Genomic DNA, 11,205 nt, shown 5'->3' with positions numbered 1-11,205 from the left:
CGTGCCATCGCCCTTGCCGAGAAAGGCCGTTATACAACACGGCCAAATCCTTGTGTCGGTTGTGTCATTGTTTATCAGAATAAGATTATTGGTGAAGGTTATCATCAACGTGCGGGCCAAGGGCATGCCGAAGTTAATGCGCTGAAAATGGTGCATGATAATGGCTTGTCTGCTGAAGGTGCCACCGCGTATGTCACTCTTGAACCTTGTAGCCATTATGGTCGCACACCACCTTGTGCTTTAGGCTTAATTAACGCCAAAGTTGCCAGAGTTGTGGTCGCAGTGACCGATGCAAATCCTGAAGTGTCTGGCCGCGGGATTACCCTATTACGTGAGGCTGGTGTTGAGGTTGATGTTGGATTGCTCTGCGAACAGGCCTATGACCTTAACCTAGGTTTTATGAAACGGATGAAAACAGGGCTTCCTTGGATAACCGTCAAAATAGCCGCCAGCTTAGACGGTAAAACGGCCTTGTCTAATGGAGTGTCAAAGTGGATTACCGGCAGTGCAGCAAGAGCTGATGTGCAAAAATACCGTGCTAGCCACTGTGCATTAATCACTGGTGTTGAAACCATTCTTGTCGATGATCCTAGCCTTAATGTGCGCTATGAGACGCTAGGTGAGTTAACCACTCGTCATACAAAAGATGAATTTTTTCAACCCTTAAGGGTTGTGCTAGACAGTCGCGCAAGATTAACCGCAACACAGCAAATATTTTCAATTCAAAGTCCTATTTTACTGGTTTCTGGTTGCCATTATCCCGAAAGCGTCAAGGCAGAATTTCCAGAACATGTATCTTTTCTTCAGTTAACGTGTGACTCGTCGGGCAGAATTCCATTGTTAGCCTTGCTAACGTATTTAGGTCAGCATGCTAATTCTGTTTTAGTTGAAGCGGGGGCCACTTTAGCGGGGGCATTTGTCGCCCAAGGGCTCGTTGACGAGGTAGTGCTTTATCAAGCGCCTAAAATCCTCGGTAGCCATGGACGTAATATGTTGCAGTTACCTGATTACAGTACAATGGAACAAACGCCTGCACTGCTACTAATTGATGAACGTAACGTAGGACAAGATAAGCGTTATATCCTCAGATATAATCAACCCTATTAATGTGCGAGTTGCTATGGCTAAAACCTGAGCAACAGCAAAGTTTAACAGCAAAAAGTGAGTCATTATGTTTACTGGAATAATCGAAGCCCTTGGCACATTACGTAAAATTGATCGTAAAGGTAACGATATCCGCTTAACGGTTGCCAGTGGTAAGTTGGATTTAACCGACGTAAAGCTAGGTGATAGTATTGCAACCAATGGCGTGTGTTTGACCGTTGTTGAGCGTTTATGTGATGGTTACGTTGCTGATATATCGGCAGAAACCGTTGACTTAACGGGCTTTAGTCATTATCAAGTAGGTCAGAAAGTTAATCTAGAGAAAGCGGTTACGGCAACCACTCGATTGGGTGGACACATGGTGAGTGGACACGTTGATGGCATTGCCAAAGTTGAGCAATGCGCTTACAGAGGCAAGGCACTCGAGTTTTGGTTATCGGTACCAGCTCAATTAAGTCGCTATATTGCTCACAAAGGCTCGATCACCATCGATGGTGTTAGCCTGACCGTTAATGAAGTTGATGGCGCTCGTTTTAGATTAACGATTGTGCCTCACACTGCTGGTGAAACCACGCTGGTGGATCTAAAAGTAGGTGATAGTGTCAATATCGAAGTCGATTTAATCGCGCGCTATTTAGAGCGTTTAATGCAACCGGAAGCTAACCATGTGCAGCCTTCATCGGGCGTGACCATGGAATTACTCGCTAAATCAGGTTTTTTACGTTAAACGCGACAATTTTTACGTTAATTGCGACAGTAAAACAGCATTTTTACTCTATACATAATTCGCAATACCAGTAGATTTAATACCTAAATTTTAAATCAAACACTTACTAAATAAAGGTCTGACAATGGCGCTACATAGCATAGAAGAAATCATTGAAGATATTCGTCAAGGTAAGATGGTTATCTTGATGGATGATGAAGACAGAGAGAATGAAGGTGATTTGATCATGGCCGCTGATAAAGTGACGCCAGCAGCAATCAACTTCATGGCAACCTATGGCCGTGGATTAATTTGCCAAACAATGACCAAAGAGCGTTGTCAGCAGCTTAATTTGCCTTTAATGGTTACTAATAATAATGCCCAGTTCTCGACGAATTTTACCGTGTCAATTGAAGCGGCTACTGGAGTCACAACAGGTATTTCTGCTCATGACCGTGCAGTGACTGTACAAGCTGCTGTTGCCAAAGACGCCAAAGCCTCTGATTTAGTGCAACCTGGGCATATTTTTCCGTTGATGGCACAAGAGGGCGGAGTATTAATACGTGCTGGTCACACTGAAGCCGGTTGTGATTTAGCACGCTTAGCTGGCTGTGAGCCTTCTGGTGTGATTGTTGAAATTTTAAACGAAGATGGCACCATGGCGCGCCGTCCCGATTTAGAAATATTCAGTGAAAAGCATGGGATTAAAATCGGTACTATTGCCGACTTAATTGAATACCGTAATACGAATGAAACCACGGTTGTACGCGAAGCTCAGTGTAAATTACCGACTCGTTTTGGTGAGTTTACTATGGTGACCTTCAGAGACACTATCGATAATCAACTACACTACGCCTTGATTAAAGATGACGTAAAACCAAATTGTTTGGTGCGTGTGCATTTACAAAATACCTTCAATGATTTACTGCATTCGGAACGTGATCAAAAGCGCAGTTGGCCATTAGAAAAAGCCATGGAGCGGATAGCTTCAGAAGGTGGTGTTTTAGTGTTATTGGGTAATGATGAACATACGAGTAATTTATTGGCCAAAGTAAAAGCGTTTGAAGCTGAAGACAATGGTCAATCTCCAGCGCCAGCTATGTGGCAAGGAACATCTCGTCGTGTTGGCGTAGGCTCGCAAATTCTGTCGAGTTTAGGTGTCAGCACTATGCGTTTACTCAGTTCGCCAAAACGTTATCATTCACTGTCTGGTTTCGGTTTAGAAGTGACTGATTATATAGCTGAATAATTTTGGCTGATGGTAAATTTAACAAATTCATTAATTGCATAGCGCTCAGGGCTTTTGGCTGTGATATCATAACGCCTCTTTTTGCCCCGAGCCGGGTGCTTTAGCTAATTTAGGTAAGATAGAATGAACGTAGTTCAAGGTAATATCGAAGCGAAAAATGCCAAAGTGGCGATCGTAATATCGCGATTCAATAGCTTTTTAGTTGAAAGTCTGCTTGATGGTGCAATAGACACATTAAAGCGTTTCGGCCAGGTCAGTGACGACAACATTACTGTTGTTCGCGTACCTGGTGCAGTTGAATTACCACTTGCTGCAAAACGTGTGGCTGCAAGTGGAAAGTTTGACGGTATCATTGCATTAGGTGCTGTCATTCGTGGCGGTACACCTCATTTTGAATTTGTTGCTGGTGAATGTAACAAAGGTCTTGCACAAGTTGCATTAGAGTATGATCTTCCTGTTTCATTCGGTGTATTAACTACAGATACCATTGAACAAGCTATTGAGCGTTCAGGTACTAAAGCAGGTAACAAAGGTGGCGAAGCAGCCCTTAGTTTGCTTGAAATGGTTAATGTACTGCAACAACTAGAACAACAGCTGTAATAGTAGGAAAAGTATGAAACCTTCAGAGCGCCGTAAGGCCCGCCGTTTAGCCGTTCAAGCCATTTATTCATGGCAGTTAAGTCAAAACAAAGTTGCTGACGTAGAACATGAGTTTTTAACTGAACAGAACACTGACGGTGTTGATGTCGCTTATTTTCGTGAGTTGTTAACTGGTGTAGCATCAAAAACATCGCAAATTGATGAGCTGTTAAAGCCGCATCTTGATCGTAAGTTTGAAGAAGTATCACCAGTAGAAAAAGCCATTGTGCGTCTGGCAACTTATGAGTTGACCTTCCGTAAAGATGTGCCGTTTAAAGTGGCGATTAACGAAGGTATCGAGTTAGCGAAAGCGTTTGGTGCTGAAGATAGTCACAAATTTGTCAACGGCTTGCTTGATAAGTTAGTGAAGCATAAGTAACACCAGAACGGTATCTTCGGATACCGTTTTCATTTGTTATCAATTGTTTCAAAATTAAGGTGGACGGTTTACCGTACCAGACTGAATGTGAAAGAATTCCAACTCATCGAACATTACTTCCGCAATAAAGGCCTAAAAAGGCGCGATGTTGAGTTAAGCATCGGCGATGACTGTGCGTTAGTGAATCCTGCAGACAATAAATCGTTAGCGATTTCTTGTGATACCCTTGTTGAAAACGTCCACTTTTTAGCAGACATTCCTGCTCATGCTTTAGGTTATAAATCGTTAGCGGTTAACCTTTCTGACCTCGCCGCAATGGGAGCTGAACCTGCCTGGTTTACCTTAGCGTTGACCTTGCCTGATGTTGACCAGCCTTGGTTAGCACATTTCAGTGAAGGCCTGTTCGAGATTGCAGAATATTATGGTATTGCCTTAATTGGTGGTGATACTACACGTGGACCTCGCAGTATCAGTATTACGATTAATGGCCAAGTTCCTAAAGGCACTGCATTAACCCGTGATGGTGCAAAAATAGGTGATTGGGTTTATGTGACAGGCACATTAGGTGACTCAGCTTTAGGTCTTGATATCCTCAGAGGAGTCAAAACAGTTAACACTGAAGATAAAGAATATCTAATTAATCGCCATTATTACCCAACGCCTCGTGTTTTAGCAGGCCAAGCGCTTCGTACACTCGCCACCAGTGCTATCGATTTATCAGATGGCTTAATGTCTGACATTGGGCATATATTAACGGCATCAAAAGTGGGCGCCGTCATCGATGTGAATCAAATTCCGTTATCAAACTCAATTAAAGCCAATCTCAGCCATGAAGATGCATTAAGTTATGCACTTACTGGTGGTGAAGACTACGAGTTATTGTTTACGGTTCCTGAGTCTCAACGTGGCGCAATTGATACAGCGTTAATTCATGCTGGTGTAAAATTTGTTAAAATTGGCCAAATCAGTGCAGGTGATAAATTAAAACTAGTAGAAAATGGGCTAGAATTTAACCCAATTTCACGTGGCTTTGTGCATTTTTAATTGAAGTACTATGAGACTATTAACCCAAGATAAATTCGTAAAAAAACTGTCTTTAGCCAATCCAATTCACTTTTTGGCATTAGGCTTTGGCAGCGGTAAAGCGGCAAAAGCACCAGGTACTTTTGGTACTTTAGCCGCTGTTCCCATCGTGCTACTCATGCAACAGTTAAGCTTAACTAATTACCTTATCATTACCTGTATTAGCATGCTCGCTGGATTCTATATTTGTGGCAAAGCAGCTAAAGATATGGGCGTACATGACCATGGTGCAATTGTATGGGACGAAGTAGTTGGCTTGATGATCACCATGATTGCAGCGCCTTTAGGTTTTATGTGGTTAGCACTTGGTTTTGTACTATTTCGCTTTTTTGATATCGTAAAACCATGGCCTATTCGCTGGCTCGATGCCAAAGTGCATGGCGGTTTTGGGATAATGATTGATGATGTATTGGCGGGAATATTTTCGTTAATCGGTGTACAACTAGCGGTCTATTATCTATAAATATTTTATCAATACCAGATTATAAGTAGCTGATTATAACAATGATTATAAACGCACCTAATACATAAACAGAGCATATTTGTGCTCTTTTTTGTCGATAATACTTATACTTAATCAGTTGCAGCTACTTATTAGGATGATTTTGCGGTAAGTAGATTCGTCCGCAATTGCTCTAACTCTGTATTCATATTAGTTAAACGTTGTTTGTAATCTGTTCCATAAACAGTGCAGTTAAATAGTTTACCAATCGGATTGTAGCGTAACATCCATAATTGCTGAAAATAATTGTCGTTAGAACAATAATTTGGTTCTTTGAGTGTGTGCATCGAGGTCGTTGAAACCGGTTCCTTTACTAGGCTGACAATATACTCGGCCATGAGATTGTCACTGTCTGTTGGCTTAAGCAACGCATATGCTAACCATTTCTCATAAAAAGCCACACTATCAGACTGCACTTCAATTAACATTTGTTCTGTAACGTTATGGGCAAAAAGCCATTCTCCAGAAAATATCCGTTCAAAATCACTATCAGTTAACTCGAATGATGTTTGCCAAGCTGTGACTTTGGTTACAACAGCTGTATCTGTGGTCTTAGCTAAAGTGCTAGCTAAATTAAGCTGATATTTTATCATGTTAACGGCAATCATATGATTGAGTGTTGAGCGAGATGAGTGATAAACCATATTCCAAAAATGTGCATCTTTGTTTAAAAATGCTACCGCAGCTTGTTGGTCAAGTTTGTTGTCAGATGTATCTACACTTATTATCGCAGCAAGCTGACGAACATCTCTTAACTTAAAAAGCAGACCCCAGTGAGCTTGATTATTTGGGGTTAAAGACTGTGGTTCTTCTTGCCAATAAGGCATATCTAATAATGTATTATATTGTTGTATATTGGCTTTATGAGCGCCAATGACATTTCTAATACTATCGCTATTATCGCTAATAAATTCACTGCATATTATCAAATCCGTTTGATAACAAGCGGTTTTAAAATTGTCAGTTAACTCAACTTCTTGCTCGCTGAAGCTGATTAATGGTTTTTTATCATTTGTTTTATCATCTCCTATTGTGCCTACGATAGTAATTGCATACTCATAGCCATTTTCGCTAGGGTCGATAGGTTGCTGTTTTAGCCAGTTTTCAACTAAAAGAGTGTTAGGTGACTTTGTTCTGTCTGTTGCATTAATGGCCACTAAACAGACAACGGTAAATACCAGTAAGCTACATATTAGCCCGACAAAAATACCCAAGCCCTTTATTACTTTCATCATTATGATTTATCCGTAAATCTATTTTAACTTTACGTTAACATATTGATTTGCTTTTTATAAGTGCATAACGATTATTGCAACAGCTCGCGGGCATTAGCCAAGGTATTTTCTGTAATGACCTCCCCCCCTAATAAGCGTTCAAGGTCATTCACCCGTTGATCTTTATCTAAGGTCTGCATGGTCGTTTCGGTGTTGCCACCTTTATTAAATTTATTCACAAACATATGTTGATGGCCATTACCTGCAACTTGCGGCAAATGGGTGACACATAACACTTGAGTCGACTCACCAAGGCTACGTAACATACGACCGACGACAGATGCTGTTGGTCCAGAAATACCCACATCAACTTCATCGAATATGAGTGTTGGAGTGGCGACTTTTTTAGCTGTGATCACTTGAATCCCTAATCCAATACGCGATAACTCACCGCCAGAGGCAACTTTAGAAATCGGTTGTAATGGTTGTCCAGGGTTAGTGGTCACCATAAATTCAATGCTATCGCAGCCATTAACTGAAATGTTGTCCGGATTATGATTAATCTGAATGGTAAATTTACCCTTAGGCATATTGAGCTCATGGATAGACTGAGTGACTAGCTTGTCTAATTCTTTGGCATAACGACTACGACTTTGACTCAGTTTTTGTGCATTGGTTAAATAGGCATTTCTGGTGGCTTCAAGTTGTTGTCTTATACCATCTAATTTAGTTTCATCGTCAGCAAGTTCGGTTAATTCATTCATCAATGCTTGATGATGTAGCGCCAACTTATCTGCACTCACATGATGCTTACGCGCCAATTGCATTGCCGTTGAAAGGCGTTTTTCTAAATAGGCAAAATGTTCTGGATCAAGCTCTAAACTGCTTAAATAACTTTCAATTTCGCTAGCGCTTTCTTGTACTTGAATCAACGCATCGCTAATCATAGTACTAATAGGCGCAAGGGATTCATCATAACCTTGAAGCGTATCAGCAATGCTGGCTACTTTATTAAGCAGAGATTCTATATTGCCTTCATCACTTTCGGTCAATAAGTGTAACCCTGCTTGGCAACGTTCAATTAAATCTGTGCCATTGGCTAAGCGTTTGTGTTCTTGTTCTATTTCATCAAATTCTTCCAAGCCTAAGTTAAACTCATTAAGCTCTTCTACTTGATATTGCAGTAGCTGTTGGCGTGAAATGCGTTCGTGCTGAGCTTGCTCAAGATGCTTTAGCTCGTTTTCCACTTGTTTGCAGCGTTGATAGCTAGCGCTAACGCTATCAAGCAGTATTTTGTGGTTAGCATAGTGGTCGAGTAGGTTTAATTGATGCTCGCTTTTAAGCATTGCGTGATGTGCATGTTGGCCGTGAACACCAATCAATAGTTGCCCGATAGCTTTTAATTGCGTCACAGGCACAGGATTACCATTTATGTAGGCTCTTGAGCGGCCATCACTGTTAATGGTTCGACGCAATATACACTCATCTTCAGCATCAAGATCGCTATCTTCAAGCCAGCGTTTGGCTAAAGGAACATCATGAAGGGTAAATCGTGCACTTACTTCAGTTTTGGTGGCTCCAGGCCTGACAGTGTTGGCATCACTTCGATTACCAAGACATAATCCAAGCGCATCGATAGCAATCGATTTACCTGCACCTGTTTCGCCGGTGATGCTTGTCATACCGGCTTTAAAGTCGAGTTCTAAAAAGCGTACTATAGCAAAGTTGTTGATGCTGAGTTGGCAAAGCATAATGAATTCCTGTCAATGAAACTACCAAACCACTGTATTGATAAACAGTATATACTGATTTTATATACAGTAAAGTGGTTGAGCAATAATTATCGTTGACTATTTTATCATCTAGGTTTGATTGATCATTAAGCAATGGATTTTAAGAGTGTTTCTATTATTGGCAAACTGATAAAAGTGATTAATGTGCCATATAAAATGCCTTGGGCGCTGACGTTGGCGTTAATTTGGTAGCGGTCGGCCAAAAGATACACACTTGCTGCCGTTGGTAACGCTGCTAAAATAACTCCCATGGTCAGTAATTCCTTTTCTACGCCGAACAGTTTGAGTAATCCAAAGGCTATTAATGGTTGAATAATTAACTTGAGTAAATTGATTAAATTCAGTTCCGCAATCAAACCAATACTGAACATCTTTGTGTCAGATTGATGTCGTAAGGCTTTGGCAAGTACCATTCCTATGGCAAACAGTGCACATGGGCTAGAGGTATTTCCCACCTGGTGTAACATTAAGGCCAGACTATCCGGTAAGGTAATATGCAGTGCTGATAAACCAATGCCAATAACACTGCCAACCACGATTGGGTTTTTATACAGGGCATTAGCCATGATGACGATGGCATGGTCGGTTGATTGTTTATCACGGCTGGCTAGCTCAATTGATACTAAAGCAAAAGCAAACATGATCACTGACAACAAGCTGGCAATCGCTGCAGCGACTAATGCCATTTTATGACCTGGGAATAATAAACTCAGCAATGGAATACCAATAAATGCGGTATTACCAAAGGTAGCGTTTAATGCACGCATTGCCGCAACGGCTTGCTTCTTAGGTGTGCTAAGTAGTGATACAACAATCACTAAGGCGTAAGTAATGACCATCGCTAGGCTAAACCCACCGATAAAGCCCCATTGAATAATGTCTTCAATGCGCGTTTCAGCGAGCACAATCAGTAATATTGCGGGGAAAGCAATGTAATAGACAAACTGATTGAGGATCAAATCGGTGTCTGCTGGCAACAGTCGCATTTTTTGAACAATACTGCCGAGCAGCATAATAATAAATACAGCGATTAGCGGGGTAAGAATACTGGACATCCCTCGCAATTCCTTAGCAAAATGATAATAAGATCACTTTACTGCTTTTCGATAGGCAGTTGCAATTAGGCTAAAGTTAAACGAGTGATTATTTGTCAGATTTTAAGGCTAAATTCGCCTTTGATATTTTCGGAGGGGGTAATATTCCCAGTTCAGAAAAAAAATGCACTTGCCTTCTTAATTCAAACAACGAACCTACTCGTACTTGATTACCAATTACTAGTGTCCAGTCATCAGTTTTACCATTGGCGTTACTGAAAGTGAAACCTTGATAAAAAATTCTTCTCATTGCACGAGACTCAATAAAAAGCCTGAATAATTTCAGGCTAAATGATGTTGATTGACATTAATCGATTTGTTCTACAAGTTCGAACTACAGGCTAATACCAATATTAGACACACCAGCTTCGATAATATCTTTACGCAAACCTTTAACCAGTTCGCTGGTTATGTCTGGATTGGCTTCGATAATGTCGAGTACCATGCCTTGTAATTCTTTTTCTTGTTCCATTACTGGATGCGAAAAAACAAACTCATCGAGTTCTTCATCCATTAATGATTCATCACTAATAGCTTCAATATAATTGGCGACGGTGCTTGATGATAACTTACTGATGTTAGTAATATCTTCTTCAATTTTTCCATCTATCGCACCCATTAAGGTGGCGATGGCAACAGCCGCATCCATGGCGGGATAAGCACCATAGGCTTCAAAGTCGCTAGGATCAGGGGTGTTTTCATCGAGGCGCTGTAAATGCACATCAATATTGAACTTAAGCTTTTTGTCATATTGGCTTTGCCATAATAACTCTAGTGCAGTACCTAATACCTGCGGTTGGCCAAATTCACATACTTCAGAAAATAATTGATAATTTGGGAGCATTCTTTGACACAGTGCGAGTGCAAAAAGCTGCTTCTGAGGTAACGACAATGCCTTTAGGCGTTTAAAAAAACCGGTTTTACTGGTCATGGGGAACATCCACTGATAGCTGGTTTATCACTTGATTTGCAGCTGATTCTACCTTAGTTAACTCATCAAGTAACTCTAGTATTTCAGGTTCTAGGTCATCGATGTCAATTTTATGCTTTAATGCTGACTCAATATCCCGGCAGAGCTTTTGTGTGGTCGGTACGCCGCAATAACATGTTGCGCCATGCAGTTTATGCACTGCCTGCAATAGTGTCTGTGCATCTCTGGCTATTAATGCCTCATCAATAGTAGCGGTTGTTTCAGGTAATGAATTAACCAACATCTTTAACATGTCTAAGGCTAAATCGGTTTTCTGGTTTGCTTGGGTTAAGCATAAATCCCAATTGAGAACATGAGTATCAAAATGGGTAAATTGGGGTTTAATTATCCAGCGGCTGATGACGCTTTTTAGTGATAATTCATCAATCGGTTTAGGCAAGAAACCATCCATACCGCTAGCCAAAATATTCTCACGCTCTTCGGCTATAGCATGTGCCGTTACTGCAATAAT

At 41.0% G+C, this 11,205-nt stretch carries 13 protein-coding genes; 7 read left to right on the top strand and 6 right to left on the bottom strand.

Going from position 1 to position 11,205, the window contains the following annotated elements:
• The 7 genes from ribD to CXF78_RS01845 all read left to right on the top strand — a co-directional run.
• Positions 1-1,107: bifunctional diaminohydroxyphosphoribosylaminopyrimidine deaminase/5-amino-6-(5-phosphoribosylamino)uracil reductase RibD (ribD, locus tag CXF78_RS01875; protein ID WP_102035800.1), on the top strand; the 1,107-nt coding region annotated here is incomplete at its 5' end.
• 64 nt (positions 1,108-1,171) lie between these two features.
• Positions 1,172-1,831, top strand: a complete 660-nt coding sequence (locus tag CXF78_RS01870; RefSeq protein ID WP_102035799.1) for a riboflavin synthase — start codon at positions 1,172-1,174, stop codon at positions 1,829-1,831.
• 124 nt (positions 1,832-1,955) lie between these two features.
• Positions 1,956-3,059: a bifunctional 3,4-dihydroxy-2-butanone-4-phosphate synthase/GTP cyclohydrolase II gene (gene ribBA, locus CXF78_RS01865; protein WP_011636511.1), complete on the top strand. Its 1,104-nt coding sequence runs from the start codon at positions 1,956-1,958 to the stop codon at positions 3,057-3,059.
• A 123-nt stretch (positions 3,060-3,182) separates the two neighbouring features.
• On the top strand, positions 3,183-3,659 hold the full coding sequence (ribE, locus tag CXF78_RS01860; protein ID WP_011636512.1) for a 6,7-dimethyl-8-ribityllumazine synthase: 477 nt from the start codon (positions 3,183-3,185) through the stop codon (positions 3,657-3,659).
• A 13-nt stretch (positions 3,660-3,672) separates the two neighbouring features.
• Positions 3,673-4,077 (top strand): transcription antitermination factor NusB, encoded by a 405-nt coding sequence (gene nusB / locus CXF78_RS01855; protein ID WP_011636513.1) that lies wholly within the window; start codon positions 3,673-3,675, stop codon positions 4,075-4,077.
• An 87-nt stretch (positions 4,078-4,164) separates the two neighbouring features.
• Complete coding sequence (gene thiL / locus CXF78_RS01850) at positions 4,165-5,121, top strand: thiamine-phosphate kinase (protein WP_011636514.1); 957 nt, start codon at positions 4,165-4,167, stop codon at positions 5,119-5,121.
• A gap of 10 nt (positions 5,122-5,131) precedes the next feature.
• The gene (locus tag CXF78_RS01845) at positions 5,132-5,623 is read left to right on the top strand and encodes a phosphatidylglycerophosphatase A family protein (protein ID WP_011636515.1); all 492 of its coding nucleotides are present in this window, start codon (positions 5,132-5,134) and stop codon (positions 5,621-5,623) included.
• Positions 5,624-5,754: 131 nt separating this feature from the next.
• On the opposite strand, the gene CXF78_RS01840 is transcribed toward CXF78_RS01845, so the two are convergent.
• The 6 genes from CXF78_RS01840 to CXF78_RS01815 form a co-directional block, all read right to left on the bottom strand.
• Entirely contained in the window at positions 5,755-6,819 is a 1,065-nt protein-coding gene (locus CXF78_RS01840) for a hypothetical protein (protein ID WP_145991349.1), read from the bottom strand.
• A gap of 149 nt (positions 6,820-6,968) precedes the next feature.
• Positions 6,969-8,627 (bottom strand): DNA repair protein RecN, encoded by a 1,659-nt coding sequence (gene recN / locus CXF78_RS01835; protein WP_102035797.1) that lies wholly within the window; start codon positions 8,625-8,627, stop codon positions 6,969-6,971.
• Positions 8,628-8,755: 128 nt separating this feature from the next.
• Positions 8,756-9,724, bottom strand: a complete 969-nt coding sequence (locus CXF78_RS01830) for an AEC family transporter (RefSeq protein WP_102035796.1) — start codon at positions 9,722-9,724, stop codon at positions 8,756-8,758.
• Between the two features lie 88 nt (positions 9,725-9,812).
• Positions 9,813-10,013, bottom strand: coding sequence for a DUF3319 domain-containing protein (locus tag CXF78_RS01825; RefSeq protein ID WP_011636519.1), 201 nt, complete (start codon positions 10,011-10,013; stop codon positions 9,813-9,815).
• Between the two features lie 84 nt (positions 10,014-10,097).
• Positions 10,098-10,694, bottom strand: a complete 597-nt coding sequence (locus tag CXF78_RS01820) for a YjaG family protein (protein WP_102035795.1) — start codon at positions 10,692-10,694, stop codon at positions 10,098-10,100.
• Positions 10,684-11,205, bottom strand: a 522-nt coding sequence (locus tag CXF78_RS01815; RefSeq protein ID WP_180957026.1) for an Hpt domain-containing protein, incomplete at its 5' end; no start/stop codon positions are given. The genes CXF78_RS01815 and CXF78_RS01820, both read right to left, overlap by 11 nt.

The sequence above is a fragment of the Shewanella sp. 11B5 genome, from assembly GCF_002836795.1.
Classification (GTDB): Bacteria; Pseudomonadota; Gammaproteobacteria; order Enterobacterales; family Shewanellaceae; genus Shewanella; species Shewanella frigidimarina.
Note: the sequence above shows the minus strand (reverse complement) of the source record. Positions and strands in the feature narration are given on the sequence as shown.

What these genes read in the sequence shown, in the direction of transcription:
- CXF78_RS01870 (WP_102035799.1), top strand. Translation starts at nt 1,172, where the DNA reads ATGTTTACTGGAATAATCGAAGCCCTTGGCACATTACGTAAAATTGAT.
- ribBA (WP_011636511.1), top strand. Translation starts at nt 1,956, where the DNA reads ATGGCGCTACATAGCATAGAAGAAATCATTGAAGATATTCGTCAAGGT.
- ribE (WP_011636512.1), top strand. Translation starts at nt 3,183, where the DNA reads ATGAACGTAGTTCAAGGTAATATCGAAGCGAAAAATGCCAAAGTGGCG.
- nusB (WP_011636513.1), top strand. Translation starts at nt 3,673, where the DNA reads ATGAAACCTTCAGAGCGCCGTAAGGCCCGCCGTTTAGCCGTTCAAGCC.
- CXF78_RS01845 (WP_011636515.1), top strand. Translation starts at nt 5,132, where the DNA reads ATGAGACTATTAACCCAAGATAAATTCGTAAAAAAACTGTCTTTAGCC.
- recN (WP_102035797.1), bottom strand. Translation starts at nt 8,627, where the DNA reads ATGCTTTGCCAACTCAGCATCAACAACTTTGCTATAGTACGCTTTTTA.
- CXF78_RS01830 (WP_102035796.1), bottom strand. Translation starts at nt 9,724, where the DNA reads ATGTCCAGTATTCTTACCCCGCTAATCGCTGTATTTATTATTATGCTG.
- CXF78_RS01825 (WP_011636519.1), bottom strand. Translation starts at nt 10,013, where the DNA reads ATGAGAAGAATTTTTTATCAAGGTTTCACTTTCAGTAACGCCAATGGT.
- CXF78_RS01820 (WP_102035795.1), bottom strand. Translation starts at nt 10,694, where the DNA reads ATGACCAGTAAAACCGGTTTTTTTAAACGCCTAAAGGCATTGTCGTTA.